The 26,799-nt window shown below is 61.3% G+C and carries 23 protein-coding genes; 5 read left to right on the forward strand and 18 right to left on the reverse strand.

Going from position 1 to position 26,799, the window contains the following annotated elements; translation table 11 throughout:
• Positions 1-425 precede the first annotated feature (425 nt).
• Together ACSQ9D_RS24305 and ACSQ9D_RS24310 are read right to left on the reverse strand one after the other, a co-directional pair.
• Positions 426-1,853, reverse strand: coding sequence for an aldehyde dehydrogenase family protein (locus tag ACSQ9D_RS24305; protein ID WP_436284440.1), 1,428 nt, complete (start codon positions 1,851-1,853; stop codon positions 426-428).
• Positions 1,854-2,015: 162 nt separating this feature from the next.
• Complete coding sequence (locus ACSQ9D_RS24310) at positions 2,016-3,341, reverse strand: NAD(P)/FAD-dependent oxidoreductase (RefSeq protein WP_436284441.1); 1,326 nt, start codon at positions 3,339-3,341, stop codon at positions 2,016-2,018.
• Between the two features lie 236 nt (positions 3,342-3,577).
• Here ACSQ9D_RS24310 and ACSQ9D_RS24315 point away from each other — a divergent pair, with 236 nt between their 5' ends.
• Complete coding sequence (locus ACSQ9D_RS24315) at positions 3,578-4,054, forward strand: Lrp/AsnC family transcriptional regulator (protein WP_024315500.1); 477 nt, start codon at positions 3,578-3,580, stop codon at positions 4,052-4,054.
• A 34-nt stretch (positions 4,055-4,088) separates the two neighbouring features.
• On the opposite strand, the gene ACSQ9D_RS24320 is transcribed toward ACSQ9D_RS24315, so the two are convergent.
• The 7 genes from ACSQ9D_RS24320 to ACSQ9D_RS24350 all read right to left on the reverse strand — a co-directional run bounded on the left by ACSQ9D_RS24320 (position 4,089) and on the right by ACSQ9D_RS24350 (position 12,521).
• Positions 4,089-5,744, reverse strand: coding sequence for an ABC transporter ATP-binding protein (locus ACSQ9D_RS24320; protein WP_436284442.1), 1,656 nt, complete (start codon positions 5,742-5,744; stop codon positions 4,089-4,091).
• The gene (locus ACSQ9D_RS24325; protein ID WP_436284443.1) at positions 5,744-6,610 is read right to left on the reverse strand and encodes an ABC transporter permease; all 867 of its coding nucleotides are present in this window, start codon (positions 6,608-6,610) and stop codon (positions 5,744-5,746) included. The genes ACSQ9D_RS24320 and ACSQ9D_RS24325 overlap by 1 nt, the downstream gene beginning before the upstream one ends.
• Positions 6,607-7,557: an ABC transporter permease gene (locus ACSQ9D_RS24330; RefSeq protein ID WP_436284444.1), complete on the reverse strand. Its 951-nt coding sequence runs from the start codon at positions 7,555-7,557 to the stop codon at positions 6,607-6,609. Before ACSQ9D_RS24330 ends, ACSQ9D_RS24325 begins: the two co-directional genes overlap by 4 nt.
• Before the next feature lie 94 nt (positions 7,558-7,651).
• Positions 7,652-9,262, reverse strand: coding sequence for an ABC transporter substrate-binding protein (locus tag ACSQ9D_RS24335; protein WP_436284445.1), 1,611 nt, complete (start codon positions 9,260-9,262; stop codon positions 7,652-7,654).
• 78 nt (positions 9,263-9,340) lie between these two features.
• Positions 9,341-10,054: an HAD-IA family hydrolase gene (locus ACSQ9D_RS24340; RefSeq protein ID WP_436284446.1), complete on the reverse strand. Its 714-nt coding sequence runs from the start codon at positions 10,052-10,054 to the stop codon at positions 9,341-9,343.
• Between the two features lie 237 nt (positions 10,055-10,291).
• Positions 10,292-11,671 carry an aspartate aminotransferase family protein gene (locus ACSQ9D_RS24345; protein ID WP_436284447.1) on the reverse strand — a complete coding sequence of 460 codons (1,380 nt, stop codon included), beginning with the start codon at positions 11,669-11,671 and terminating at the stop codon, positions 10,292-10,294.
• Between the two features lie 13 nt (positions 11,672-11,684).
• Entirely contained in the window at positions 11,685-12,521 is an 837-nt protein-coding gene (locus ACSQ9D_RS24350) for a GNAT family N-acetyltransferase (protein WP_436284448.1), read from the reverse strand.
• Between the two features lie 312 nt (positions 12,522-12,833).
• Between ACSQ9D_RS24350 and ACSQ9D_RS24355 the strand changes: the two genes are divergently transcribed.
• The 4 genes from ACSQ9D_RS24355 to ACSQ9D_RS24370 all read left to right on the forward strand — a co-directional run bounded on the left by ACSQ9D_RS24355 (position 12,834) and on the right by ACSQ9D_RS24370 (position 15,676).
• Entirely contained in the window at positions 12,834-13,502 is a 669-nt protein-coding gene (locus ACSQ9D_RS24355; protein WP_436284449.1) for a haloacid dehalogenase type II, read from the forward strand.
• A gap of 13 nt (positions 13,503-13,515) precedes the next feature.
• Positions 13,516-14,790 carry an NAD(P)/FAD-dependent oxidoreductase gene (locus tag ACSQ9D_RS24360; protein ID WP_436284450.1) on the forward strand — a complete coding sequence of 425 codons (1,275 nt, stop codon included), beginning with the start codon at positions 13,516-13,518 and terminating at the stop codon, positions 14,788-14,790.
• Positions 14,791-15,014: 224 nt separating this feature from the next.
• Positions 15,015-15,269 carry a type II toxin-antitoxin system Phd/YefM family antitoxin gene (locus tag ACSQ9D_RS24365; RefSeq protein WP_436284451.1) on the forward strand — a complete coding sequence of 85 codons (255 nt, stop codon included), beginning with the start codon at positions 15,015-15,017 and terminating at the stop codon, positions 15,267-15,269.
• Positions 15,269-15,676, forward strand: coding sequence for a type II toxin-antitoxin system VapC family toxin (locus ACSQ9D_RS24370; RefSeq protein WP_436284452.1), 408 nt, complete (start codon positions 15,269-15,271; stop codon positions 15,674-15,676). The genes ACSQ9D_RS24365 and ACSQ9D_RS24370 overlap by 1 nt, the downstream gene beginning before the upstream one ends.
• A 180-nt stretch (positions 15,677-15,856) precedes the next feature.
• Here the strand turns inward: ACSQ9D_RS24370 and ACSQ9D_RS24375 are convergent, their stop codons facing one another.
• The 9 genes from ACSQ9D_RS24375 to ACSQ9D_RS24415 all read right to left on the reverse strand — a co-directional run bounded on the left by ACSQ9D_RS24375 (position 15,857) and on the right by ACSQ9D_RS24415 (position 26,788).
• Positions 15,857-17,314 (reverse strand): NAD-dependent succinate-semialdehyde dehydrogenase, encoded by a 1,458-nt coding sequence (locus ACSQ9D_RS24375; protein ID WP_436284453.1) that lies wholly within the window; start codon positions 17,312-17,314, stop codon positions 15,857-15,859.
• Between the two features lie 17 nt (positions 17,315-17,331).
• On the reverse strand, positions 17,332-18,375 hold the full coding sequence (locus ACSQ9D_RS24380) for a tartrate dehydrogenase (RefSeq protein WP_436284454.1): 1,044 nt from the start codon (positions 18,373-18,375) through the stop codon (positions 17,332-17,334).
• A 13-nt stretch (positions 18,376-18,388) separates the two neighbouring features.
• Entirely contained in the window at positions 18,389-19,849 is a 1,461-nt protein-coding gene (locus tag ACSQ9D_RS24385; RefSeq protein ID WP_436284455.1) for an aldehyde dehydrogenase family protein, read from the reverse strand.
• Positions 19,850-19,986: 137 nt separating this feature from the next.
• Complete coding sequence (locus tag ACSQ9D_RS24390; protein ID WP_436284456.1) at positions 19,987-20,877, reverse strand: LysR family transcriptional regulator; 891 nt, start codon at positions 20,875-20,877, stop codon at positions 19,987-19,989.
• 27 nt (positions 20,878-20,904) lie between these two features.
• Positions 20,905-22,875, reverse strand: coding sequence for a hydantoinase B/oxoprolinase family protein (locus tag ACSQ9D_RS24395; protein WP_436284457.1), 1,971 nt, complete (start codon positions 22,873-22,875; stop codon positions 20,905-20,907).
• A 2-nt stretch (positions 22,876-22,877) separates the two neighbouring features.
• The gene (locus ACSQ9D_RS24400) at positions 22,878-24,920 is read right to left on the reverse strand and encodes a hydantoinase/oxoprolinase family protein (protein WP_436284458.1); all 2,043 of its coding nucleotides are present in this window, start codon (positions 24,918-24,920) and stop codon (positions 22,878-22,880) included.
• Between the two features lie 87 nt (positions 24,921-25,007).
• Positions 25,008-25,478 carry a GNAT family N-acetyltransferase gene (locus ACSQ9D_RS24405; protein ID WP_436284459.1) on the reverse strand — a complete coding sequence of 157 codons (471 nt, stop codon included), beginning with the start codon at positions 25,476-25,478 and terminating at the stop codon, positions 25,008-25,010.
• Positions 25,479-25,483: 5 nt separating this feature from the next.
• Complete coding sequence (locus ACSQ9D_RS24410) at positions 25,484-25,837, reverse strand: cupin domain-containing protein (RefSeq protein WP_436284460.1); 354 nt, start codon at positions 25,835-25,837, stop codon at positions 25,484-25,486.
• Between the two features lie 27 nt (positions 25,838-25,864).
• Complete coding sequence (locus ACSQ9D_RS24415) at positions 25,865-26,788, reverse strand: 2-hydroxyacid dehydrogenase (protein ID WP_436284461.1); 924 nt, start codon at positions 26,786-26,788, stop codon at positions 25,865-25,867.
• Between the last annotated feature and the right edge of the window lie 11 nt (positions 26,789-26,799).

Below are 26,799 nucleotides of genomic sequence, written 5' to 3' on the forward strand. Positions count from 1 at the left end.
ATCAATCATCCCCGCCAATCTGCGCTTAATTCCGGGCAGGGCGGTGTCGAGCTTACGCCACGTGTTGTAGTCGGGATTGCGTCTGATGAAGCGATAGGCGTCGATCATCGCCTCCTCAACAATGATCAGTGGGGGACTGACCGCCGCGTTGTTCAAGTTCAAGAACGGCTCCTGCGCCGGGTATGCCGCGCGAATACGTTGCCACGTCGCTTCGCTCTCGTCGTCGGCCATCCGACCCGCTGCAACGATGTTCATGCAAGACTGTCGATCGAGTTCATCGGTCACCTGAGACTAGGCTTCTTGAGCGGCTCAATCTGCCAATGCGGCGTCCGCATCAGAACTTATTTGCGAATATTTGGCTGTTTCTGATACTTGACCCGGGGGTGGTAGCCAAACGCGTAGTGCGGCGGCAGGGATCAAATCGTTCAGTCGCTCGCATATCCGACGATGCCCTTGATCTCAGTGAACTCATGTAGCCCGAACTTACCGTATTCACGGCCGTTGCCTGACCGCTTGTAACCGCCGAAGGGGGCGGCACCATCCCATGCCGGGCCGTTGAGGCGAACACTGCCGGTGCGCAATCTGCGTGCCAGCGTCCGCGCTTCCGACTGAGCGCCATGGATGAAGGACGCGAGGCCATAAGGCGTGTCATTAGCAATCGCCACCGCATCGTCCTCGGTTTCGTAGCCGATGATGGAGAGCACCGGACCGAAGATCTCCTCGCGCGCGATCGTCATCGAATTGGTCACCCGCGAAAACACGGTCGGGCGCACATAGTAACCCGAACTGAGATGCGATGGCCGACCGGGACCGCCGGCAGCTAGCTCCGCTCCTTCCGCGATACCCTTCTCGATCAGCGCCTGGATTTTTTCGAACTGGGTAGCGCTTGCGACCGGTCCGATGTCGGTACGAGGATCGGATGGAGGACCCACGACGAGCGCTGCTGCTTCTCGCGCCGCGACAGCGCTTGCTTCGTCCATACGCTCTACAGGTACGAGCATCCGCGTCGGCGCGTTGCACGACTGACCAGAATTGGCAAAGCACCGGCGAACGCCGGCCCTGACTGCGCCGGCAAGATCGGCGCTTCGCAATATGATATTCGGTGATTTGCCGCCGAGTTCCTGATGTACCCGTTTAACGGTGGGCGCTGCTGCCAGCGCAACGGCAATACCGGCGCGCGTTGAGCCAGTGAAGGATACCATGTCGACGTCCGGATGGCTGGCCAACACCGTGCCGACCGTCGGGCCGTCACCCTGAACCAAGTTGAAAACCCCCTTTGGCACGCCAGCCTCCTGCATGATCTCGGCCAAAATGACAGCGTTGAAGGGAGCGATCTCAGACGGCTTGAGCACCATTGTACAACCGGTCGCGAGTGCGGGCGCGACCTTGCAGACGATCTGGTTGATTGGCCAGTTCCAGGGTGTGATCATTGCGACGACCCCAATCGGTTCATGGACGATTCGGGTTGAGCCCTGCATGTATTCAAAGTCGAATGTCTTGAAGGCGCGGATCGTCTCCTCGAAATGGGCCGCGCCGAGGCCGGCCTGTTCTGCCCGGGCCATGATGAGCGGCGCTCCCATCTCGCGCGAGATCATGTCGCCGATCTCATCCTTGCGACGCTTCAGGATTGTAAGAACCCGCTTCAGCAGCGCCAGCCGATCATCCTTCGTCGTCCTAGAAAAGCCGGCAAAGGCATTGCGCGCAGCTTTGATCGCTTTTTCGGCATCCGCTGCGCTGCCGATCGCAATCGTCCCGATCACCTGCTCGGTCGATGGATCAATGACGTCGTGCTTGCTTAGTGTCTCGGGCTCGACCCATTCACCGTCTATGTAGAACCTGTGAGCGTTCTTCATGGGGTTCTCCGTGGATGTGTGGAAATTGGCTTTGCTGGCGGATGACTGAATGCGTCCCTCGGCATTCATGATCTTGGGGGGAGCTGGTTTGACATTGAACGCGGTCGCACGGGATGGTTTCGTTCTTCAACTCCGACCCCGATTTCTCCGATGCGTCAGCGCTCAGAAATCGGCTACTTTCCCCCAGGCAGATGTTAAGAAGCGGTCTGGATGGTAGGGCCGAGGGTCGACGATCGGCTCGTCGCCGGTCACGATATCGGCAATCAGGTGACCTGCGCCGGGACCGATGCCGAAACCGTGACCACTGAAGCCGGCGGCTAAGACGAAGCCGGGAACGGTCGCTATTTCGCCGATCCCCGGCACTCCATCGGGGGTACTGTCGACATAGCCTGCCCAGGCGGCAGTGATCTTGGTGTTCTTTAAAGCCGGCAATAGTTCCAGCGCACGCAAATGGGTGATGCGAATGGTCCGCTTATCGATTGCCGGATCGAGGATGCGCATGCGCTCCATCGGCGTGGGCGCGTCCAGCCGCCAGCGTGCCAGTGTCTCATGCCCTGAGCGAATTCCCTGCAAGCCACCCGGCGCCAGGCTGCGCCAGCGCCGGACGAACATTGGCAGGAAATGGGGCGCGAAACGGAGCTGTTGCGGCGTCAGATCGACGCGCCCGCCGCCGCTGATTGCCAGCGTATGGCCGCCGTCGCCGCGACGGGTGACAGAAACGGCAGCCGTATGTAGCGCATCTGGCAGGCCCGTGGCGCCGGGCGAGACGGAAAGGATCGAAGAGCGGATAGAGGCCTGCGGAAAGCGGATGCCAAGCTGGTGGCAGAAGGAGGACGCCCAGGCACCGCCGGCAAGCACCGCGATTTTGGTGCGAATGGTGCCGTGTTCCGTGACAACGCCGCAGACGCGGCCGCCCTCGGTCTCGATACCGCGGGCGGCGCAGGATTGGTGGACTGTTCCTCCGAGCTTCAGGGTCGCGGCCGCGACGGCCGGTGCTGCGGACGCCGGATCGGCGGTGCCGTCGGTCGGCGAAAAGACTCCACCCTTCCAAGGCTTGCCAGTCGCGCGGCCGCGCTCCGTCGCTTCGACACTGTCGAGCATATGGGTGGTGACACCGGCGGTGCGGGCGAAGTCGCGCCACCGCGCCCAGCCGGCCAGTTCCTCGTCACTGTTGCTCAAATAGAAAAGCCCGCAGCGGCGAAAGCCCGTATCTTCTCCCGTTTCGGCGGCGAAGCTCTCCCATAGATCGAGGCTCTTTGTTGCCATCGGAAGTTCGCGAGCGTCGCGGTTCTGCTGGCGACACCAGCCCCAGTTGCGGCTCGATTGTTCTGCGCCGATCCGACCTTTTTCAACGAGCGCTACCTTCAATCCGCGCCTCGCCAAATAGTACGCTGCAAAGACGCCGACGATGCCGCCACCGATGATCACCGCGTCCGCAGCAGCGGGCAGCTCCGGAGTCGTAGCGACAAATTTCAGCGGTGCAGGCATGGCATGGTCTCCGTTTCGGACTCAGTCTAGCGGTTTCTCCGCTGCAGCGTTGCCGGACTGTCGCCGATGGCAGCAGAAAATTCTGTCTTCCCGGATGTGCTCGGGCCTTTGTGCTTCGGCGCAAGAGGCAAAATGAAATCGACACACCGGCCCTTTGTGCTAGGTTCGGCGCAATGTGTTTCGCAGCATAATCTGCTGTGCGATTGGCCAAGACAGAGAATCCGAAGAGGTGCCGCATGAAGCTCGACAGGATCGACATCAAGATTCTCTACGAACTACAAAAGAACGGACGCATCACCAACGTCGAACTTGCGGAGCTTGTTGCTCTGTCGCCGAGTCCCTGCCTGATGCGGGTGAAAAAGCTGCAGTCGGAGGGTTACATCGGAGGCTATTCTGCGCAGATCAATGTCGGCAAACTGGGCCAGACGCTAACTGTATTCACGGAGATCACACTGAAAAACCACCGGCAGATAGACTTTGCCCGGTTTCTCGCCGCGATCGAGAAGGTTGACAATGTGATCGAGTGCCACCTCGTATCTGGCGGGTACGATTATCTGCTGAAATTCGTGACTGCCGGTATTGGCGAATACCAAACCATCATGGAACGCCTGACCGACATGGATGTCGGCATCGATAAATATTTCAGCTTCGTCGTTCTAAAGTCGCCGATCGTAAAAGCCCACATGCCACTGACCAGCCTGTTTCCAATGTAAGGCTGTGTCGTTTTGAACATGAGGCGCAAACACCTCAGCGCCGGCAATAGGCCCGAACCAACTCGGCATCCTGTTGAAGACCATCGAGCCAGGTGGGGTCGAGCTTCGGCACCGACGAGAAGAGCAATTGCGAATAGGGGTGCTGCGGCGTCTTGACCTTGGCCGGCATGATTTCCTCGACCTTTCTGCCGCCATACATCACAACGATCTCGTCGCAGATCGCCTCGACCACGGACAAGTCGTGACTGATAAAAATGTAGGAGAGTCCGAGGTCGCGTTGCAAGTCCTTGAGGAGATCGATGACGGCGGCGGCGACAACCGTATCGAGTGCCGAGGTGATCTCGTCGCAGAGGATCAACTTAGGGTCAGCGGCCAATGCGCGGGCAAAATTCACGCGCTGCTTCTGGCCGCCGGAAAGCTCTCCCGGGCGCCGGTGGCGCAGATTGCGCGGTAGGCGCACCATATCGAGCAACTCGTCGATGCGGGCGCTACGCGCCTTTCTGTCCATGCGATGGTAGAAGACAAGGGGCCGGTCCAGGATATCCTCGACCGACTTTGCCGGATTGAGCGCCGTGTCAGCATATTGAAAGACGATTTGCATCTGGCGAAGCTGGTCGCGTGAGCGCTCGCGTGCGCTGCGACCGAGTTCCTTGCCGTCGAAGACGATCTTGCCGACGGCGGCCGGCAAGATGCCGGCTATGGCGCGGGCGAGCGTCGACTTTCCGCAACCGGATTCCCCGATGATGCCGAGGTTGCGACCTTTCTCCACCTTGAGGCTCACATGCTCCACAGCCCGCACGAGCGGCAGCCCGTCGGTCTGGCGCTGACCATAACCGGCGACCAGGTCTTCGATCTTCAGAAGCGGAGCAGGCGAAGTCTGTGCGGCGGCGACAGGCCCGCGCGACTTTGGCTCGAAGGCGGCGAGCAGTTCGCGCGTGTAGGGATGCTTCGCTTCGTTGAGGATCTCTTCGGTGGTGCCGGTCTCCTTCGCCTCGCCACCTTTCAAAACGACGATGCGGTCGGCAATCTGGGCGACGACAGCAAGATCGTGCGAGACATAGACGCCTGCGATCCCGCCCTTCTTCATGACTGCCTTGAAGGCGCGCAGAACCTCGATCTGCGTGGTAACGTCGAGTGCCGTGGTCGGTTCGTCGAAGACGACGAGCTTGGGGTCGCCGATCAGGGCCATGGCAGCCGCAAGCCGCTGCAACTGTCCGCCGGAGACTTGATGCGGATAACGGCTGCCGATCGTATCCGGCTCGGGCAGGGACAGCGCCCGGAAGAGCTCGACGGCGCGAGTGCGGGCCTCGTCGGGCGACATCAGCCCATGGATGCGGGTGACCTCGATGACCTGGTCCATGATGGTGGCGGCCGGGTTGAAGGCGGCGGCGGCCGATTGCGGTACGTAAGCGACCTCGGTGCCGCGTACCTTGGCGCGCTGCTTTTCCGAAAGTGCGACCATGTTCTTGCCGGCGACCGATACAACGCCGCCGGAAATGCGGCAGCCTGGGCGGGCGTGACCCATCAACGTCAATGCGATCGTCGTCTTTCCCGAACCGCTTTCCCCAATCAGGGCGACTATCTCGCCCTCGGCGACTGCCAGGCTAACGCCCTTGATGATTTCGACGTGACGACCGGAATCGGTGGTTGCTTCGACCTTCAGGTCACAGATTTCTACAAGATTGGTCATCACTCGCTCCGATCGCGGATCTTCTGCGGCAGGTTGTCGATCAGGAGGTTCACGCTGATCGTGAGGCTGGCGATCGCAAGCGACGGGAACATAACGGCCGGTGCTCCGAAAGGCAGACCGCCGATGTTCTCGCGCACAAGTGCGCCCCAATCGGCATAAGGCGGCTGAACACCGAGGCCGAGGAACGAGAGCCCGGAGAGCAGGAGAACGATGAAAACGAAGCGAAGCCCCAGATCCGCGAGCACCGGCCCAACGATGTTGGGTAGGATCTCGGATCGAATGAGATAGAGGGTGTTCTCCCCGCGGATGCGCGCGACAGTGATGAAGTCCATCGCGTTAATGTTTACGGCAAGTGCGCGAGCAAAGCGATAGGATCCGGGAATGTAGATGACCGACAGCGTCAAAATCAGCACCGGGATCGAGGAGCCGACGGCCGCGACGACCACAAGGCCGAACAGCTTGCTTGGGATCGAATTCAGCGCGTCGAGGACACGGCTCAAGATCGTATCAATCCAGCCGCCGGTGACGGCGGCGATCATGCCAAGAACCACGCCGCTGAAACAGGCAATCGTCACGGCTGCGAGCGAGATACCGACGGTATAGCGTGCGCCCATCAGGATTCGCGAGAACATGTCGCGGCCGAGATAGTCCGAGCCCAGCCAAAGATCACGGCTCATCGGGCCGAAATAATCGACATCAACGATCTCACCGACCGGGTAGGGGATCATAAGCGGTGCAAAGATTGCAACGAGCGCCCAGGACAGGATGATCGCAAGGCCGATCATGCCCACGATGTTGAAGCGATAGCCAAGCCGGATTCCGGGTTTCCGGAGGGGTGTCGAAGTGCTTGAAGGCGTCATTGTCATCGTAACCTCGGATTGGAAAGAATGGCGATGATGTCGGCAGCCGTGATCAGGATCAGGTAGCCGAGGCAGAAGATCATCGCGCAGCTTTGGATCAGCGGCAGGTCGCGGGTCGCAACAGCATCGACCATGAGCTTGGCAATCCCTGGATAGTTGAAGATCGTCTCAACGATGATGACGCCGCCCAGCAGATAGGAGAGCGAGAGCGCAACGGCATTGACGATCGGCCCGAGTGCATTGGGCAAGGCGTGACGGAAGACGATGCGCGCTCGGGAGGCGCCCTTGAGTAGCGCCATCTCGACGTAAGGCGTATTGAGCGTCTCGATGACTGCGGCGCGCGTCATCCGGATCATCTGCGCGGAAACGACGAATGTGAGCGTGATCACCGGCATTGCATAGACTCGTAGCATATCGCTCAAGCTATGGATCTCGTTGGCGAAAGACAGCGCCGGCAGCCACTTTAGATAGACGGCGAAGATCAGCACGGCGGAGGTCGCGACCATGAATTCCGGGACGGAGATCACCCCGATTGTCAAAATGGTGACAATCCGGTCATAGAGCGAGCCGCGAAGCATGGCAGCCGTGATCCCGAGAGAAAGGGCGATAGGGACCGAGAACAAGGCGGTCACGCCGGCAAGCTTCATGGTGTTGATGAAACGTCCGGCAATCAGCTCGGCAACCGGCATCTCATTGGCATAGGAGGTCCCGAGATCGCCGTGCAACAAGCCGACAATCCAGCGCAGGAAACGGAAGAGCGCCGGCTCGTCGAGGTGCATTGCGTTGCGCAGACCTGCGACGGCCTCGGGTGTGGCAGCCTGGCCGAGAAGGATCGTTGCCGTGTCTCCCGGCAGCAGTGTCGTCGCGAAGAAGACGGTGAAGGAGACGATCAACAATGTGACCACGGCGATGAGCAGTCTCCCCAGGACAAGGGATAGGACCGGGTTGTTCACGCGCGTTCCCTTTCAACGTTCGACATCGTTTTCCGCATCCAAAAATGCCCGGGGCTACAGCAGTGCGGCTGCAGCCCCGTGGCCGGTCGCGTCGTCAGGCTTCCAGCCAGACGTATTCCGCAAAGGCATAGCCCATCTGGCCACCAAGCGGGTTCGCTTCCAGGCCCTTGAGTTTGGCAGTCGTGGCATCGACGTTCGAAATATAGGCCGGAATGATAGTGCCAGCTTCTTCGGCGACCATGACCTGCATTTCGTTGTAGATGGCCTTTCGTTTGTTCTGGTCGAGCGAGCCGCGCGCTTCGATCAGCATCTTGTCGAACTTCTCCGACTTGTACTGGCTCTCATTCCAAGGCGCTTCTGAAGCGTAAAGCAGCGAGAACAGGATGTCCGGTGTCGGGCGCGGGTTGATATTGCCGAAATGGACGGGTGCCTTCAGCCAATAATTGTCCCAATAACCGTCGGATGGAACGCGCTGGACGTCAAGCTTCATGCCGATTTCGGCACCGGCGGCCTGGATGATCATCGCCATGTCGATTGAGGAGGTCGCCGCGTCGGAGGCGATCACCGGGACCGACTGACCAAGAACGCCGGCCTTTTCGAAATGGAACTTGGCCTTTTCGGGATCGAATGCGCGTGCCTTCAGATCTGCATTGCGATAGAAATTCGCGGGGGAAACCGGCTGGTCGTTGCCGACCTCACCCAAGCCCCTAAGCGCCGACTTGACGATCTGCTCGCGGTTGACGAGATACTTCATGCCTTCGATGAAGTCTCGCTTGCTGCCGGGCTCCATGTCGAGTCGCATGTTGAGATTGGTGTAGTTGCCAGACGTCGTCTTCGACAGGACGAAAGCGTCTCCCTGTGTCTCGACCAAACGCATCGAGCGGGGATTGATAGAGGCGGCAAGATGAATGTCGCCCGAAAGCAGTGCGTTGACGCGGGCATTGTCGTCGCTGATGGCGAAGTATTCGAAGGAATCGACGTTCGGGCCGGATTTCCAGTAGTTCTTGTTCTTGATCCCGACCGACCGCACGCCGGGTTCGAACACCTCCTTGACGAAGGCGCCCGTGCCGTTCGCCTTTGAGAAGTCCGTCGTACCGTCGGCGACGACCATGAAGTGGTGCATCGACAGAATGGTCGGTAGGTCGGCGTTCGGATTTGCGAGCGTGATCTCGACGGTCTGTTTGTCGACTGCCTTGAAGCCCGTCATCTGGGCGGCGATCTTCGCGACCTTCGAACCGACCGCCGGGTCGAGATGGCGCTTCAGAGAAAAGACGACGTCGTCGGCCGTCAGCGGCTTGCCATCGTGGAAAGTAACGCCCTTCTTAAGCTTGACGGTCCAGGTTTTCGCATCTTTGGACTCGATTGTTTCGGCAAGCTCCATTTGCGGGACGCCGTTCTGGTCGAGGAATGTGAGGCGATTGTAAAAGGAGCAGCAACGGACATAGTCAGTCGAGAGCGATGCCTTGGCGGGGTCGAGCGTATCGGCCGTCGAAGACGACCATCCCGCCGCCTTCAGCGCGCCGCCGGAAGCGGGTGTGGCGGCGACCGCGTGCGAGGCGCGAGAGAGGATGAGGCCGCCCGCCGACATCGCCACACCGCCCGCCAGCACCATGTGGAGTAATTCTCGACGCGTCGCGCCACGGCGAATGGCATTTTCGACCCTTGTGTCGTCGGATGTTGTCCAGTTGGTAATCTTGTCGTTCATAGCATTCCCCTTTTCGTGGTTGGTTGGCGCGTCTTCGTCTTGGCGCAAAGTTCAGGCCAGGTTCTTTAAGGTTCTCATTCAGCCCCGTGCGGCGGCCACTGCATTGGCGAGGCCCTTCATGGAGGTGAAGTGATAGTCGGGCTCGGTGAATTTGGCCGGCTCGATGGTGCCGCCATAGCCTTTCTGTCCGTGGCGGCGCTCAATCCAACAATTGCTCATCCCTAGCTCCCGCGAAATCCCAATGTCGTGGTACTGGCTTTGGGCGACATGCAGGATCTCGTCCTTTGAACTTCCTTCGGCGGCTACGAAGTCGAAAACCTTCTCGAAGAAGACGGGGTCGGGCTTTTCTGTGCCGGTTTCGTCGGCGGTGAAGGCGGCGTAGAACGGGCTTCCCAGTTCCTTCGCGAAGTAATCGAATGCCCAACGACGTGCATTGGTCATCGCCACCAGGCGGTAATCTTTGGCAAGCCGGGCCAGCGCTTCGGCGCTGTCGTCAAAGGCCTTCCAGCGTTTTGCGGAATCGCGCAGCCGCTCGCCACACTTGCGCTCAACCGGCAGGCCGAGGTTTGGCGCGATCGCCAGATAGACGCGAATGAGATCATCCGGGAAGAGGTCGGCATCCCTGGAGTAGCGCGCCGCGCGGTAAAGGCTCAGAGCCTCCTCGGCGTCGATCACGACGCCCGCCTCAGCGGCGATGCCGGCGAGGCACTCCGTAAGACCACCCTCGAAGTCGATCAGCGTGCCGACGACATCGAAGGTCAGATACTTGAAGTCATGAAGGCTCTTGCGCATTGCAATTCCCCAGTTCTCGGCCTCCTGAGGGAACGCCGGCTTCGTGAAGAAGAATATTCTGTTCCCTGGCGAGGTGATTTTCCCGCTCTTGGTGAAAAGCCGGGATTTCTGGGATCCGGCCCTTTTTCTTGAACTGAGTTTGGCAGCTGTCCAAAACCAGAGTCTCCGAAAAGAGGCCGTTGCGCGGCACAAAATACCGAAGATGACGGTTCCGCGACATATTGCGGCTCGGGTTTCTCAGGCCACAAGGGCCCTCCGGACATCACTGTCGGCGAGCGTCTCGTCCAGCGTCCTGCGTGTACGCTCCACGATCGCGTCGATTTCCGCCTCCGTGCAACAGAGCGGTGGGGCGTAGCCGAGCACGCCATTGGCGAAGGCGCGGATGACGAGACCGTTGTTCCAGGCGCGGTCGAAGATGCGGCGCGCCGGTTCTGCAGCCGCTGGAAGGGGAGTCTTGCGTTCCTTGTCGACGACGAGCTCGATGGCAGCCAACATGCCGCGGCCGCGGACGTCGCCCACGAGCGGATGGTCCTTCAGGCCCTCGAGCCCGGCCATCAGCCGTGCTCCGGCTCTGCGCCCGTTTTCCAGCAGTCCGTCTTCGTAGAGTCGTAGAACCTCCAGACCGACGGCGGCGCTGACGGGATGGGCCGAATAGGTATAGCCATGTCCGACGGCGGAGGCGCCGGCGCCATCGGCGATCGTCTGATAGACGTGCTCCGACATGAACAGGGCACCCATCGGCACGTAGCCGGAGGTGAGGCCTTTGGCGACCGTCAGGAGGTCCGGCACGATGTCGTCCTCCGAACAGGCAAATAGAGGGCCTGTGCGCCCGAAGCCGGTGATGACCTCGTCGGCGACAAAGAGGATATCGAGCTCGCGGCAAACGGCGCGCATCGCCTTCATCCAGCCCTTGGGCGGCACGAGCACGCCGCCCGATCCCTGGATTGGTTCGGCATAGAATGCCGCAACCCGCTTGGCGCCGCCCAGTTCTTCGATCTTCTCATTCAATGCGGCAATGGAAGCAGCGATGATGGCCTCGGGGTCGGTGCCGACCGGGTTGCGGTAGGCATAGTGGGACGGAATCTTGTGCTGCCAGTCGAAAGGCAAGCCGAAGCCAGCGTGGAAGGCGGGTAGAGCAGTAAGACCGGCTCCAACCGTCGAGGAACCGTGATAGCCTTGTTCGATGGAGATGAACTGGTCTTTCCCGGGTCGTCCGCGCGCATTCCAATAGTAGCGGATGAAGCGGATCGTGCTGTCGACGGCATCCGAGCCGCCGAGCGTGAAATAAACGTGGTTGAGGTCTCCTGGCGCGCGATCGGCGAGTTCCGAGGCCAACCTGATTGCCGGCTCCGAGCCGAGGCCGAAATAGGTGGTTGCATAAGGAAGCTCCCGCATTTGCTTTGCCGCCGCCTCGACGATGCTGTCATGACCGTAGCCAGCATTGACGCACCAAAGGCCGGCAAAGCCATCGATCAATTGTTTGCCGTTCGCATCGGTGACTGTTGCACCGCTAGCCGATGTCAGGACCCGCACGCCCAGATTTTCGTGGCTGCGATAGGAAGCGACCGGATGGATCAAATGCGCGCGGTCGAGTTCGATCAGGGAATTGCTAAACATGAAGGTCTCCGGATCAGCCGAGCGCCTGACTGGCGAGGGCAAAGGTGGCCGCAGCACGATCTGCTGCGCGGTGGATCTGCGGCTTGGCCATGGCAATGCCGCCGCCGACGTGCGCGAGGCCTTGTTCGGCGAGCCAGGGCGAAAGATTGCTGTCGTCGGTGGTGTCGACCCTGAGGAATCGGCTGGGACGCTTGGCAATGAAATGTCTGACGAGTGCTTTGGCATCGGCGAGATCGGCGGCGACGACGGGGCCGATTACTTCTCCTCGACCGAAGGAGCGCAGGGCTGCAAACCCTGAAATGCGGCCGTCACGGCGGGTGACGGCGAACTCACCGACCTTGGCGAGATAGGCCATCAGCCCTTCGCGATCGGCGCCGAAAGCAACCCGGTCGAGTTCGGTGAGTGCATGAAGATCGCCGACGGTTGCGTCCTCGGTTTCCGTTGGCGCGGCGATCTCTCCGACCACCCCCTGGTGCTGTAAGACCGTGCCGATCTCGCAAAAGCCAAGCTTCTTGTAGAGGGGAAGGCCTTCGGCCGTCGCCACGAGCCTCAGCGGTCGGTCTGCCGCGATCTGAAATGCGGCATCCATGAGCCTGCGACCTAGACCGAGACCGCGCATCGTCTCGTCGACGATAACCATGTTGATTGTCGCACATTCTGTCTTGTATGGCGTCATGAGCACGGTGCCGACGACCTGTCCGTCCTCGACCGCCACGACCCCTTCGCTGAGCGCCAGCGCCATCTGCCAGTCTTCCGACCGGTGCGGCCAGCCCGCCTGCCGAGAGAGGTCGATGGCAGCTCCCAGGTGTTCGGGACCGAACGTCACAAGATCGATCTGACTTGTTTGCATTGGAATGTCCTTCATTTCTGCTCACAAGTGTGAGGCAGTATCGGCCGGAAGATTGTCTGAAGGACACGGCCCGGACGGTATCTTATGGCTTTGCAGCCGCATGCCGCCGCATCTTATGCTGGCAAGGAACGCGTGCGCGGAGAAACGCTGTCCTGGAAGAGAGTAAACCGCACCAGGACGCACAACCTTCTGCCAAAGCCGCCTTTGGATACGAAACAATCTGCTTTGATCGTTCGGATTTCAGTCGAGCGGGTGGGTGAACCTCGGCCTATGATGGCCACAGATGAAACCGCTACAGCTTAGGACCAGGTCATGACTCACTTCCGGCCGAAATACATCACCTTCGACTGCTATGGCACGCTCACCAACTTCCAGATGGCGGAGGCGGCGCGCGATCTTTACGGTGATCAGTTCGACGAGCCGCGCATGGCCGAATTCATCAAAAACTTTGCCGCCTATCGCCTCGACGAGGTACTGGGCGACTGGAAACCTTATGATGAGGTGGTGCACAATTCGCTTGAGCGGACCTGCAAGCGCAACGGCATAACGTTCCATGACGAAGCTGCGCGGGCGGTCTACGAGCGCGTCCCGACCTGGGGGCCGCATCCGGACGTTCCGGCAGGTCTTGCCAAGGTTGCCGAGGAAATCCCGCTGGTCATCCTGTCCAACGCGATGAACTCGCAAATCATGTCGAATGTCGAGAAGCTCGGGGCACCGTTTCATGCAGTCTACACGGCGGAGCAGGCGCAGTCCTACAAACCGCGCTTCAAAGGCTTCGAATATATGCTTGATATGCTGGGCTGCGGCCCCGAAGACATTCTCCACTGCTCCTCCTCCTTCCGTTATGATCTGATGTCGGCGCATGACCTCGGCATCAAGAACAAGGTCTGGGTCAATCGCGGCCACGAACCGGCGAACCCCTATTACGGCTATGTCGAGATCGCGGATATCTCCGGTTTGCCGGGCGTCGTCGGGCTCTGAGAAAGGCATCGCGATGAAGTTCCAATCCTACTGGCACGATACGGCCCCAACCTTTGAAGGCGGTATGCAAGGTCCTGTCGAAGGACACTACGACGTCGCCATTGTCGGCGGCGGCTTCACTGGCCTTGCCGCGGCGCGCCAACTGGCCACGGCCGGCGCAAGGGTTGTCGTGCTGGAGGCAGAGCGGGTCGGCTGGGGTGCTTCCGGACGCAATGGCGGCCATCTCAACAACGGCCTCGCCCACAGCTTCATTGCCGCCAAGGCCGAACTCGGCAAGGAGCGTGCCATCACGCTCTACAAGGCACTCGACGCTTCGATCGATACCATCGAGGCAATCGTCGCCGAGGAGGGGATCGACTGCAATTTCCGTCGCGCGGGAAAGCTGAAGCTCGCGTCCAAGCCGCAGCATTTCGATGCGATCGCCCGCAATTTCGAGGCAGTTCACGAAGAGGTGGACCCGGATACGGCGCTTCTCAGTGCAAATGATCTGAAAAGCGAGGTCGGCTCGCCCTTCCACGGCGCCATGCTGTCGAAGAAAAGCGCCATGATGCATATGGGACGCTATGTCGTCGGGCTTGCCAGTGCTGCCGCGCGCCATGGCGCCACCATCTTCGAGAAGGCGGCAGTGACCGCGCACCAAAGTGGCAACGGTCGCCATAGCCTCGCGACCGTACGAGGCACCGTCAGCGCAGACCATGTTCTTGTGGCAACCGGCGCTTATACGCCGCCAGTGTTCGGCTATTTCCGACGTCGGATTGTTTCCGTCGGCAGCTTTCTCATTGCAACGCGTCCACTGACGGATGCAGAAATTGCGGTGACGATGCCGGGCAACCGCACCTGCGTCACCTCGATGAACATCGGCAACTACTTTCGGCTGTCGCCAGACAACCGGCTTATATTCGGAGGCCGCGCGCGGTTTTCCGCAACGTCCGATCAGCGCTCGGATGCAAAGAGTGGCGACATTCTCCGCAAGAGCCTGCTTGAAATCTTCCCGCAGCTTTCAGGGGTAGAGCTCGACTATTGCTGGGGTGGGCTGGTCGACATGACCAAGGACCGCTATCCGCGCGCCGGCTATGTCGATGGCGTCTGGTACGCAATGGGCTATTCCGGCCATGGGGCGCAGCTGTCCACGCATCTCGGCATGATCATGGCCGACGCCATTCTCGGCAAGGCCGACCGTAACCCGCTCAAGGGCCTTGACTGGCCGGCCGTTCCTGGCCATTTCGGCAAGCCCTGGTTCCTGCCGTTCGTCGGATTGTACTACAAGACGCTCGACCGGTTTCAATAACGGCCAATCATCCATCCGGAACGGGGCGCCCAAAGTCTGCTGACAAACCCTTCGCGCAAACGCCGGTTGCTCGCGCAATGCCGGACTTCCGCCCGCGACCGACCAAAATACTGGAACGTTCGGGATCGGCAGGAAGAAGAGCTTTGGCTGGCCCGGCGATATCGAGATGGATCCCAACAGCTGGACGCGCTAGATAGCTAGACAGTCTAGCTTGGATAAGAATCATGGAATGGCAGTTACAGGACGCTAAGAACCAATTTTCAAAAGTCGTTCAGAAAGCTCGGGACGAGGGGCCACAAGTGGTAACCGTACGCGGCCAACGCGCGGCCGTCGTGCTGTCGGCCCGCGAATACGACGCCTTGCGCGCCGGCCGGCCGACCCTGGTTGACGATCTGCTGTCGGGACCTGCTTGGGATGACGCCTTCTCAGATGCGGTGACCGATCGCTCTAGGACACCAAGCCGAGAAGTCGCATTCTGATGTATCTCCTCGATTTCAACGTCATCTCAGAGGCGCTCCGCGGCACGCCTCAGGCCAAATCGTGGCTGCGATCGGTCGATCCTCTAACGGTCCATTTGAGCGTGCTCACGCTGGGCGAAATCATGCGAGGCATCGCCCATAAGCAGAAGAACGACCCGAAGTCGGCTGCCCATCTCGCAGAGTGGCTACGCAAATTGCGTCACGACCATGCTGAGCGCATTCTACCCATATCAGACCAAATTGCAGTCGAATGGGGTCGCATCGCCGCAATCCGTCCACGTGGCGATATCGACGGTTTGATCGCGGCGACGGCAATCGTTCACGATCTCATCGTTGTCACGCGGAATGTCGCGGACTTCGAGGACACTGGTGCCATCATTGCCAACCCGTGGGATCCCGACGCGTGAGTGGGGGATGTTGGTGAACACCCTGCCTCGCAAATTTCCGTTTCGTTGCACAGTTGTCATAGGATCGGAATGCGCTTCACATCCGCTCGCTGACAATCTCATCAAAATAATCCTCGTGAAGATGTAAGACGGTCACGAGCTCAACGCCATCGAGGATGCCGTCAAACTCGAGGGCATCGGTCAGCCAAGTCCGCCGATGTGGAAGCTCTTCATTTCGAGATATTCCTCGATGCCGCACTGGGCGCCCTCACGGCCGAGGCCGGATTGTTTCATGCCGCCGAAGGGTGCAACCTCGGTCGAAATTGCCCCGGTGTTCAGCCCGACCATGCCGAACTCGAGCGCTTCGCCGACATGCCAGGAGCGCTTGAGGCTCTCGGTGTAGAAATAGGCGGCCAGGCCGAAGGGCGTGGCATTGGCAATCCTGATCGCTTCGTCCTCGGTTTCGAAGCGAAACAGCGGCGCGACAGGGCCAAAGGTCTCTTCTTTCGCAAGCAGCATCTCTGTTGTGGCGCCGGTTAGAACTATGGGGGCCGTGTATTGCCGGCCCTCCGGTAGCGATCTGCCGCTGGCCGCGATCTTAGCGCCTTTCGCAAGCGCATCGTCGATATGGCAGTTGATCTTGGTGATCGCCGCCTCGTTGATCATCGGGCCAATTGCCACACCTGGCTCCGTTCCCGGCCCGACCTTCATCGCCCTCACTCGGGCGCCGAGTTTTTCGGCGAAGGCGTCGTACACGCTAGCTTGGACCAGGATGCGGTTGGCGCAAACGCAAGTCTGACCTCCGTTGCGGAATTTGGAGGCGATCGCGCCTTCCACCGCGAGATCGAGATCGGCATCATCGAAGACGATAAAAGGTGCGTTGCCACCGAGTTCGAGCGAAAGCCGTTTGAGGCTATCGGCTGCACCGCGCATCAGCAGCGAGCCGACGCGTGTCGAGCCAGTAAACGAAATCTTGCGCACCGTGACATTGGCCATGATCTCGTTACCAATGGCCGTGGGCATGCCAGTGACGATGTTGACGACCCCGGCCGGGATGCCCGCCCGCTCGGCAAGTACACCGAGTGCTAGCGCGGAAAACGGCGTGAACTCCGAAGGCTTGATCACAACGGTGCATCCGGTCGCCAAGGCTGGCGCGACCTTGCGGGTGATCATCGCATTCGGGAAATTCCAGGGCGTGACGATGGCACAGACGCCGACTGCTTCTTTAAGCACGACGATACGGCGGTCGGGGGTTGGAGAGGGAATCGTATGGCCGCCGATGCGTCTCGCTTCCTCCGCAAACCACTTGACGAAGGCGGCGCCGTAGCGGATCTCGCCACGCGCTTCGTCGAGCGGTTTGCCCTGTTCCAGCGTAAGGAGGAGCGCCAGATCCTCAAGGTTTTCGATCATTAACGCATGCCAGCGTTCGAGGAGACCGGCGCGTTCGGCATGGGTCTTCTTCTTCCACGCGGGGAAGGCCGCATCGGCTGCTTCGATCGCGGCGCGGGTTTCGGCAGCCCCCATGTCTGGAACGGTACCGAGGATCGTCTGGGTCGCCGGGTCGATCACCTCCACGACCCCGCCCGAGGCCGCGTCGGTCCACGTCCCCCCTATCAGGCCAGATTGCCGGAACAGTTCCGTGTCGTTCAACATCTGCATGCTCATTCTCCAAACGATCAGTCGAGCGCGGCAAGAACCGCCGCGGTGATGGTTTCCGTTCTGTCTTTGCCCGGGACGGTGCCTATGCCGCTGCCAGTGGTTCGTTCCAGCGCCTCCATGATCCTTCGCGAGGCGTCCGTTTCGCTGAGATGCTCAAGCATCATTGCGCCAGACCAGATGGTGGCGATGGGGTTGGCAATGCCGAGATGGGCGATATCGGGGGCCGATCCGTGCACCGGCTCGAACATGGAGGGACGGCTTCGATCCGGATTGATGTTGGCGGAAGCAGCAAATCCCAGACCGCCCTGAATGGCCGCGCCCAGATCAGTCAGGATGTCGCCAAAGAGGTTCGAGGCAACCACAACGTCGAGGCTTTCCGGTGCCATGACCATCCGGGCGGCCATGGCATCGATGTGATACATCGTGACCTCAACGTCCGGGTATTGGGCGGCGAGCTCCCTGGTGATTTCGTCCCAGAACACCATGGAATATTTCTGGGCGTTCGATTTGGTCACCGAGGCGAGCTTGCCGCGACGCAAGCGCGCCTGCTCGAATCCGAAACGCAGGACCCGTTCGACGCCGGTGCGGGTGAAGATCGAGGTTTCCACCGCGACCTCGTCGGCGGTCCCCTGGTGAACACGGCCGCCGGCGCCGGAGTATTCGCCCTCGGTATTTTCCCGAATGCAGACGATGTCAAAAGCCTCCGCCTTCAAGGGACCTTGGACGCCAGGCAGCAGCCGGTGCGGTCGGATATTGGCGTATTGCACGAAGGCCTTTCGGATCGGCAGCAGAAGGCCGTGCAGAGATATGGAATCGGGTACTTCTGCCGGCCAGCCAACGGCGCCAAGAAGGATAGCGTCGAAGCCGCGCAGTATCTGGATGCCATCAGCGGGCATCATGGCGCCGGTCTGCTTATAGAAGGCGCACGACCACGGGAATTCCGTGCCTTCCAGCGTAAATTTGCCGATCGCGGCGGCCTTCTCTAGAACCGACCAGGCGGCGGCTGTGACATCGCGCCCGATACCGTCGCCTGGAATAAGTGCGATCCTGTGATGTGTCATGACGATATCGTCCTCAAAGGCTGATCAAGACGCTCTTGCTCTTGCGGTTGGCGTTGTAAGCCTCGCGGCCGAGATCTTTCCCGATGCCCGACTGCTTGTAGCCTCCGGTTGGTAGGATATGGTCGCGCGAGCGGCTGTAGCGGTTGACCCAGACGGTGCCTGCCTGCAGACGACGGGTGAGCCGGATCGCACGGGAAAGATCGCGGGTGAAGAGCCCGGCGGCAAGCCCGTAGGTCGGATGGTCGGCGAGCGCGAGCGCCTCCTCCTCGTCTAAAAATGTCTGCAGCGTAAGGACAGGCCCGAAGATTTCCTCCGTGACCGCCGGCGAGGGCTCGCGAACGGCGATCAATGTCGGCTGATAAAAATAGCCCGGTGCATCCATCGGTGCGCCGCCGAACAGACATTCGCCGCCGGCCGACACAGCCGACTCGACAATGCCGTGGATACGGCTCAACTGGCGCTTCGAGATGATCGGCGAATATTGTGTCGTCTCGTCCCAGGTCGGCGCTGCCTTCACCATCTTCATGCGCGCGACGATCGCTTCGGCCAGAGGGGCCGCAATGGATTCCTCGACGATCAGCCGGGAGCCGGCGATGCACGCCTGGCCGGCATTGGAAAGTATGCCTTGGGAAATCACCACGGCGGCCTTGTCGAGATCGGTGTCTGCAAAGACCAGTTGCGGGCTCTTTCCGCCGAGTTCCAGTGTCATCGGCTTGACGCCCGTGCGGGCGATATTGGCCATGATCGCAGAGCCGGCTGCGGTCGAGCCGGTGAAGCTGACCTTGGCGATCTCCGGATGGCCGGTAATGGCGTTGCCCGTAACCTGGCCGTCGCCAAGAACAATGTTGATCAGACCCGCCGGCAGGCCGGCCCGGATTGCCAGTTCGGCGAGATAGATGGTTGAAAAGGGTGTCAGTTCGGACGGCTTTAGAACCACCGCATTGCCGGCGGCAAGCGCCGGACCAAGCTTCCAGCCAGCCATGGAAACAGGAAAATTCCAGGGCGTGATGGCACCAACCACGCCGTAAGGTTCTGTCATGATCATGCCGAGATTGCTGTCGTCCGTCGGAACGAGATCGCTTCCCTCCTTATCGGCGAATTCGGCGAAGAAACGGATCTGCTCTGCGGTGACGGCGATATCGCCAGTGACAAGCTGGCCGACGGGGCGTGTTGAGGAAAGCGCTTCGAGTTTCGCAAGCGTTTCGGCCTCGCTCTCGATGAGGTCCGCCCAGCGCTGCAGCGCGCCGGTGCGCTCGCGTGGGCGCACGCCGCCCCAGTTGCTCACCTTCAAGGCCTGTTTGGCGGTCTGGACGGCGCGATCAACCATGTTCTCGTCAGCGACCGGGCAGCCGCCATAGGCCTTGGCATCGGATGGGCGATGCATGTCGAGGACCCCGTCAGCCGGTACCAGCCGGTCGCCGATGAAGTGTCCGACGGGCAGGGGGAGACTGTCCGGATCAAAGCTAAGTGTCATTGCGCGTCCTCTGGGTGGGCCTAAGGGCGAGGTTAGCGCGGCCACAGAAGCAGCATGCATCGACGGGCGATGCCGGGACGGCGGAAAATTACGTTTTCAGCGACGCCACAGTCAATTCTTTGGCGCTCGTGCAGAGGCTACATTTGCGAAGCGTCGGCGAAGGCTTGCCTGAGGCATTCGGAGAACGGTGCAACGAAGCGTGATTGTGGCCGGGCCTCATTGATCGTCAGCGAGACTGGCGTGGGGATCGCTGGGCGGAAAGGGCGGGAGACAATCCCCTCGACCGGGCTCCATAGCGCAAGTCCATCGACGAGGGCAATGCCAAGCCCCTGACGGACCAGGGGCAGGGCGCCAACCGAGGAAGCGATCTGGATCGAGACCTCGCGCACTTGTCCTGCCGCCGCGAAGACGTCGTCGAGAGCTGCGCCGAATTCCGCGTGGGAGCCGTAGGAGATGATGGACCGCCCAGCAAGCGCGGCCGGCGTGAGCGTCGCTTCCGCGGTCAGTGGATCATTCGCGGGCAGGATCGCCACGATCTTGGCGGAATAGAGGGTCTCCACCCGCACCGTGGGTGCTAGGATCGGTGACAGAGTAACGCCCACGTCAACGTCACCGAGCGACAGTGCCTCGGCGATCTCACGCTTCGGCAGCGTATGAAGATGGATTTTCACCTCGGGATGGTGGTTGCGGAAGGCGGTGAGTGCCACCGGTAGGACCGAATAGGCAAGCGGCAGGCTGGCACCGATGCGGATGAGGCCGATTTTGCTGGCGCCGACGTCACGGGCAAGGGATGAAAGCGCCTCCATTTGCCGAAAGACGCGGTCGGCGTCGCCATAAAGAATATGCGCCTCTGTCGTCGGCGCGAGCCGGCCGCCGATCCTTTCGAACAGGGGATAGCCGAGCTGATCTTCGAGATAGGCGAGCAGCTTGCTCACTGCCGGCTGTGAGACGCCGAGCGAATTGGCGGCGGCAGTGATGGTGCCGTCGCGCATGATCGCCCGGAAGACTTCGAGCTGGCGGATGTTCATGAGACGGCGCCTCCGGCAGTTTCGTTCTCAGCTGAGAGCGTAGCGGATTCGCATCGTCTCAAACAGCATCCGCATCTCCTCTGCAACAGGGGGGCGATCGTCTGAGCCCGTCTCGACCGCCTCGAATATCCGATGCTTGAGGAAATACCGCCAGCCGACTGGCTGAGAAGCGAGGAAGGCGGTCAGGAGATCGTAGCGCTCCAGATTCCAGATCGCTTCGAAGGCCCGCCGTTCAACTCCATGGGTGATGACTTCCGGCACTGCAGGCCCGTGGCCTGAACGGATGGCTGCGGTCGCTTCCTCGTCGACCCTGCCGACACGAATGACGACTCCGTAGTCCCGCTTGGCGCTTGCAACGCTGACGGCGCCGCAACGTACGTCTTTCAAGACCTTGTCCGTCGGCCGCGACAGGGGGTCGCCATAGCCACCGGCGCCGGGGCCAACGATGCGGATCACGTCGCCGGGACCGCAGTGGACGACATCAGTATTGCCGAGCGAGACCTCGTCGGACCGACCCGGATTGCGAAGGAACCGGGAAATGCTGCCGGCATGTGCGCCGTTCACGCCCCAGGCCGGCATGATCGAGCGATTGCGGTTGCGGGCAGTAATGATGGTTTCCGGCGCCGAGATCTCAAACTCCATGACGGCCGACAGACCGCCGCGATGCCGCCCGGGCGCGCCCGTATCGCGCTCCAGGCCGTACCGCAGGAAGCGGATCGGCACCTCTGCCTCGCTGATCTCGATCGGCGTATTGCGCAGAAAACCCGTGGCGCCGCCTGCGCCGTCGCTGCCGTCACCGGCAGGCGTGCCTCCGCCGCCTCCGCCGACCGGCCCGATCGAGGCCATGACCGGGCGCCCGGCGCGACTTGTCGTCTTGATGTTCATGATGGCGTTGCCGCCCGGGGAGGCGGCGGGCATCAGGTTGGGCAGCGCCTGGACGAAGGCACCAACGGTGACGATCTGGGTCATGGCGCAGGTGAGCGAGCGCATGCCAACGGCTGCTGGCCGGCTGCAGTTGACGACCGAGCCCTCGGGCAGGATGGCACGCGCAGGCCTCAATGTGCCGGCGTTGAGGAGCAGGCTGGTGTCCAGCGTATAAAGCACATAGGTCAGCCCGACCATCACCAGGGGATGGCGGTCCCGTCCGCCGGTCGGCATGTTGAGTGAGGAGCCGAGCTGCGGGTCCGAGCCGGTATAGTCGAGTACGACCTCGTCGCCGCGGATCTTGAGGGTGAGCGCAATCCTGCAGGGCTTGCCGCCGACGGAATCCTCGTCAGCATAGTCGGCGAAGAAATAATCGCCGTCTGGCACGCGCGCGAGAATACTGCGCGATTGCGCCTCGGCATAGTCGAGAATCTGCGCGACACCCTCAAGGAAGGTCTGGTATCCGAAGCGACTTATGATCTCCCGGATCTTGCGCTCGCCGACATTGACAGAAGCGATTTGCGCATGAAGATCGCCGAGGTTCTGTTCCGGCAAACGGACATTGACGCGGATCACGTCGAGGACGAAGCGGTTCATCTCGCCCTTCGAGACAAGCTTCGTCGGCGGGAGGCGCAGGCCCTCCTGCTCGATCTCGCTCAAGGACCGGGAGAGCGAGGCAGGTACAGCGCCGCCGACATCGGTGTTGTGGATGTGACCGACGACGAAGCAGGCAATCTCCCCCTCGAAGAAAACCGGCTTCCAGATGTGGATGTCGGGCGAATGGGTGGCGACGAAGCCTGAATAGGGATCATTCGTTATGCAGATGTCGCCCTCTTCATAGTCGTTAAAGGCCTCGAGCAGCGGGGCATAGTCGATGCCGCTGTACCAAGGGGCGCCGAACTGGCGCGGGTTGGCGAAGGCGAGCCCCTCGCGCGTGACAATCTGGCAGGAGAAATCCTCCGTCTCCTTGACGAAGGCGGAATGGGCAGTGCGCATCAGCGTGAAGGCCATCGCGTCGGCGGCTGCCGAGCAGAAGTTTGCGAGCACCTTCAGGTTGCGGCGGTCGATGGCCATAATCAGAGCTCCGTCCTGGTGATAACAAGATTGCCGAAGCGGTCGACGAGGACCTCGAAGGCCGGCGGCACGATGGTGGTCGTGTCGTCCTGGGCGACGATCGCCGGGCCGCGGAAGCGATGGCCTGCGGCCAGGTCGGCGCGGTGATAGACGCCAGTCACCCAACTGCGGCCCGAAAACCAGCCCTCGACGTGAAGGCGCGGCGCGGCTGGAGCTTCGGCGACAGCAATGGGATTCAGCGGCGGCTTCGGCGTGGCGCCGGCAATGACGAGACGCAGGCTGACCATCTGGACGTCGGCGGTCTCGTCGCGGTGGCCATAGAGCCGATCGTGCTCCTGGTGGAACGCGGCTCGTATCGCAGCGGCATCGCCGTGGCAAAGCCAGGCAGGCTGGATCGGCGTTTCGATCTCGAAGGATTGACCGAGGTAACGCATGTCCGCCGAGAGACGAATGCTGCCGCGCCCGCTGTAGCCCTGTGTCTCGAGCCAGGCGCGCGCCTCCACTTCAAGCGCCTCGAGGGTTGCGCAAAGATCGGCCAGCGCCTCGCCCGTCACCTCGCAATAGACCGTGCGGACGAAGTCGTTCTTGAGATCGGCGATGAGCCCACCGTAGGCGGACACGACACCAGGGGTCGGCGGCACCACGACGCCCCGCATGTCGAGCTCCCTGGCGAGAAAGCAGGCGAGCATCGCGCCGGCACCACCGAAGGCGAAAAGGTGGAACTCGCGCGGGTCGATGGCAAAGCGCGAGACGAGCGCGCTTACCTCCGCATACATGCCGGACACCGAGATATCGACAATATTGCCGGCAAGTTCCTCGACGCTGGTGTCGAGCTTTTCGGCGAGCGGGGCAAGAGCCGCTCGCGATGCGGCGTGATCGACATTCACGGCACCATAGCCGAGCGGCATATGGCCGATGAGATTGGCGGCCGCCATCGCGTCAGTGATCGTCGGCTTTGTCCCGCCGCGGCCGTAGCAGGCGGGACCAGGAGTTGAGCCGGCGCTCTGAGGCCCGACATGGAGAAGCCCAAGCCGATCAATCCAGGCGACCGAACCGCCGCCCTGGCCGACCGAGCTTACCGATACTGACGGGACATGGATCTGGAAATCACCGATCAGTTCGCCTGTGCCGTATTGCGCCTCGCCATCGATGATGACGGCGACGTCGGCGCTGGTGCCGCCGATGTCGAGGCTCATGATACGCTCGAAGCTGCTCGCCTTGGCCAGATAGCCGGCACCGATGACGCCCGAGGCAGTGCCGGACAGGATCATCTGGACGCATTGTGAGCGAGCCTGATCGATGCCCATGACGCCGCCGTTGGTCTTGGTGATCAGCAGTGGGCAGGCGACGCCGCGCTCGCGCAGTACCTTTTCGAAGCGGTCGAGATAATTGGCGACACGCGGCTGGACGTAGCCGCTGATCACGGCCGTGATGGTACGTTCATATTCGCGGATGATCGGCCAGGTGGCAGCCGAGGATATGACGGGCAGCCCCGGTGCGAGCCGCTCGATCATCGACTTGACGGCATGCTCGTTGGCAGCATTGCGGTAGGAATGCAGAAAGGCGAGTACGATCCCCTTGCAACCGGCTTCGATCGCCGCCTGGATGGCACAGGCCACGTCCTTCTCATCGGGCGTCTTTAGAACCTCGCCGCTCGCCAGGATACGCTCGTCGATACCGAACACCCGGTCGCGGCTGATCAGCGGTTCCGGACGCACGGAATAGAGATTGTGGATCTCGGGGATCTTGAGACGCGCGACCTGCAGCACGTCTTCGAAATTTTTCGTGGTGAAAAGAGCAATGTCGTCGCCGTTGCGCTCAATGACGGTATTTACGCCGACGGTCGTTCCATGCGTGAAATAGGAGACCTCGCTCGGCTCAATTCCGTCGCGCTTGGAGAGCATGTCGAGAGCAGAGAGAATCTCCTCGCCAGGCGCATCCGGCCGCGAGAAGACCTTCAGTGTAGCGAGGTTTCCGGTGCCTGTGTCGAACACGGCAAAGTCCGTAAAGGACCCGCCGACGTCGACGCCAATGCGATAAGTCATGGCGCGTCTCCTGTGTGGTCAATGAGAGGATGCGCGCAAGCAGCAGTCGAAACCACGAAAGACATGAGAGGAATCCATAACCCCCGGTTATGGCTCGCGCGCCTCCGCCTCGTCAGGCTTTGGCACGGTCATATAGTATTCGGGATGCGGAGCCCGTCGGTAGCCGGCCTTCTCGTAGACGGCGTGCGCGTCCCTCGTCGCGAGCATCCAACTGGTGACGTCGACGAGTTCCGGATGATTGCGGATCTCGTCGGCAAGCCAGGATGCAAGCCCCCGGCCGCGATGGGCCGGCAGCGTGAAGACATCGCGCAGATAGGCGAAGATGGCATAGTCGGTGACCAAACGGCCGAAGCCGGCGAGCGTGCCGTCTTCGGCGTAGATGCCGATGGGGAGTGAATGGTCCAAGGCCCGCTGCAGCTGCTCGAGCGTCATGCCGAGGGCCCAGTAGGAATCGCCCGCCAGGAAGCGGTGGACCGTTGCCGGATCGAGGCGAGTGCGATCGGTGCTGAGCAGGTAGCCGTTCCGGTAGGCCTCGAAGATGATCGGGTCGCGCCGCATCGGCGTCACATCACGGTCACATAGATCTTGCGCACAGTCTCGATCGTCTTCCAGACCCCGACAAAGCCCGGCTTCATGACGAAGCTGTCGCCGGCCTTGTAGACGACCGGCGCGCCGCCTTCCGGGCTGAGTTCGACGACACCGGAAAGAATATGGCAGAATTCGAAAGTCTCGCCTTTGATCGAGCGCGTCTCGCCCGGGGTCGCTTCCCACACGCCCGTGTGGATCATCTCCCCGCGGGCGACGTCCTGCGCCCAGGTCTTGAAGGACGGATCGCCGGAAATCAGGCGGTCCGGGAGGGCGACGGACTCGCGCGGCGCGAAGGATGGATCGGTATCGATCGTCTTCAAGAGGGACATGGGTTTCCTTTCCGGTGGGTTGACAACTTAGTAGCCGCGGTGGCGATCGACCAGCCCGACCGGGTCGAGGCCAGCGCGGAAGCGCTTGATGTTTTCGATCACCGCCGCAGCGGCGCTTTCAGGTTGGGTGACGCTTGCGATATGCGGCGTCAGCAGGATTTTCGAATGGATCCAGAAGGGATGGTCCGGGGGCAGAGGCTCCGGATCGGTGACGTCGATCACCGCACCGCTGAGATGGCCGCTGTCAAGCGCCTCAAGGAGAGCTTGATGGTCGAGCTGCGGACCTCGGCCGACATGGACGAGCGCGGCACGGGCCGGGAGTTGCGCAAAGAGCGTTGCGCTCAGGAGGCACCGCGTCTCATCCGTCAGCGGCAGTAGGCAGACGAGGATGTCGGTTGAGCGCAGTAGCGTGTCCAGTCCGTCCCGGCCGCTCAGGCACCTGACGTCGCCGATCTCGCGCGGGCTGCGGCTCCAGCCGGACAGCGGGAAACCGAAGGGCTTCAATCGTTCGAGCACCGACGTGCCGAGCATGCCGAGGCCGAGCACGCCGATGCGGCGTTCTGAAGCCTGGACCGGTGCGATTGCCTGCCAGGACCGCAGTCGCTGTTGGTTCAGATAGGCGGGCAGGTCACGGTGAAGCGAGAGCACCGCAAGTGCCACGTATTCCTGCATCATCCGGACGATGCCGTCCTCGACCATCCGTACTACTTTCACATGCGCAGGAACCGCATCGATGCGAAACTGATCGACGCCGGCACCGATGGAAAAGAGTATTTCGAGATTGCGATAGCGCGCGAGATTTTCCGGCACCGTCCAGGTAATCAGGTACCGCACCGCTTCCGGATCGACTGTCACCGGGTCCAGTGAAAAGGGAACGTCGGGCAGTTCGCGCGCGAACGCTTCGGCGAAAATTGCTCCGCGCGTGGCATCGGAGTTGAAGAGGAAGGTCATAGCGGAACTCC

The sequence above is a fragment of the Rhizobium sp. LjRoot258 genome (assembly GCF_964254185.1).
Taxonomy (GTDB): Bacteria; Pseudomonadota; Alphaproteobacteria; order Rhizobiales; family Rhizobiaceae; genus Rhizobium.

Excerpts from the sequence above, each read along its gene's own strand:
- ACSQ9D_RS24385 (WP_436284455.1), bottom strand. The coding sequence starts at position 19,849 with ATGACACTTAGCTTTGATCCGGACAGTCTCCCCCTGCCCGTCGGACAC.
- ACSQ9D_RS24395 (WP_436284457.1), bottom strand. The coding sequence starts at position 22,875 with ATGGCCATCGACCGCCGCAACCTGAAGGTGCTCGCAAACTTCTGCTCG.
- ACSQ9D_RS24380 (WP_436284454.1), bottom strand. The coding sequence starts at position 18,375 with ATGACACATCACAGGATCGCACTTATTCCAGGCGACGGTATCGGGCGC.
- ACSQ9D_RS24345 (WP_436284447.1), bottom strand. The coding sequence starts at position 11,671 with ATGTTTAGCAATTCCCTGATCGAACTCGACCGCGCGCATTTGATCCAT.
- ACSQ9D_RS24315 (WP_024315500.1), top strand. The coding sequence starts at position 3,578 with ATGAAGCTCGACAGGATCGACATCAAGATTCTCTACGAACTACAAAAG.
- ACSQ9D_RS24370 (WP_436284452.1), top strand. The coding sequence starts at position 15,269 with ATGTATCTCCTCGATTTCAACGTCATCTCAGAGGCGCTCCGCGGCACG.
- ACSQ9D_RS24415 (WP_436284461.1), bottom strand. The coding sequence starts at position 26,788 with ATGACCTTCCTCTTCAACTCCGATGCCACGCGCGGAGCAATTTTCGCC.
- ACSQ9D_RS24310 (WP_436284441.1), bottom strand. The coding sequence starts at position 3,341 with ATGCCTGCACCGCTGAAATTTGTCGCTACGACTCCGGAGCTGCCCGCT.
- ACSQ9D_RS24325 (WP_436284443.1), bottom strand. The coding sequence starts at position 6,610 with ATGACAATGACGCCTTCAAGCACTTCGACACCCCTCCGGAAACCCGGA.
- ACSQ9D_RS24320 (WP_436284442.1), bottom strand. The coding sequence starts at position 5,744 with ATGACCAATCTTGTAGAAATCTGTGACCTGAAGGTCGAAGCAACCACC.
- ACSQ9D_RS24335 (WP_436284445.1), bottom strand. The coding sequence starts at position 9,262 with ATGAACGACAAGATTACCAACTGGACAACATCCGACGACACAAGGGTC.
- ACSQ9D_RS24340 (WP_436284446.1), bottom strand. The coding sequence starts at position 10,054 with ATGCGCAAGAGCCTTCATGACTTCAAGTATCTGACCTTCGATGTCGTC.
- ACSQ9D_RS24375 (WP_436284453.1), bottom strand. The coding sequence starts at position 17,314 with ATGCAGATGTTGAACGACACGGAACTGTTCCGGCAATCTGGCCTGATA.
- ACSQ9D_RS24355 (WP_436284449.1), top strand. The coding sequence starts at position 12,834 with ATGACTCACTTCCGGCCGAAATACATCACCTTCGACTGCTATGGCACG.
- ACSQ9D_RS24360 (WP_436284450.1), top strand. The coding sequence starts at position 13,516 with ATGAAGTTCCAATCCTACTGGCACGATACGGCCCCAACCTTTGAAGGC.
- ACSQ9D_RS24365 (WP_436284451.1), top strand. The coding sequence starts at position 15,015 with ATGGAATGGCAGTTACAGGACGCTAAGAACCAATTTTCAAAAGTCGTT.
- ACSQ9D_RS24410 (WP_436284460.1), bottom strand. The coding sequence starts at position 25,837 with ATGTCCCTCTTGAAGACGATCGATACCGATCCATCCTTCGCGCCGCGC.
- ACSQ9D_RS24390 (WP_436284456.1), bottom strand. The coding sequence starts at position 20,877 with ATGAACATCCGCCAGCTCGAAGTCTTCCGGGCGATCATGCGCGACGGC.
- ACSQ9D_RS24405 (WP_436284459.1), bottom strand. The coding sequence starts at position 25,478 with ATGCGGCGCGACCCGATCATCTTCGAGGCCTACCGGAACGGCTACCTG.
- ACSQ9D_RS24350 (WP_436284448.1), bottom strand. The coding sequence starts at position 12,521 with ATGCAAACAAGTCAGATCGATCTTGTGACGTTCGGTCCCGAACACCTG.
- ACSQ9D_RS24305 (WP_436284440.1), bottom strand. The coding sequence starts at position 1,853 with ATGAAGAACGCTCACAGGTTCTACATAGACGGTGAATGGGTCGAGCCC.
- ACSQ9D_RS24400 (WP_436284458.1), bottom strand. The coding sequence starts at position 24,920 with ATGACTTATCGCATTGGCGTCGACGTCGGCGGGTCCTTTACGGACTTT.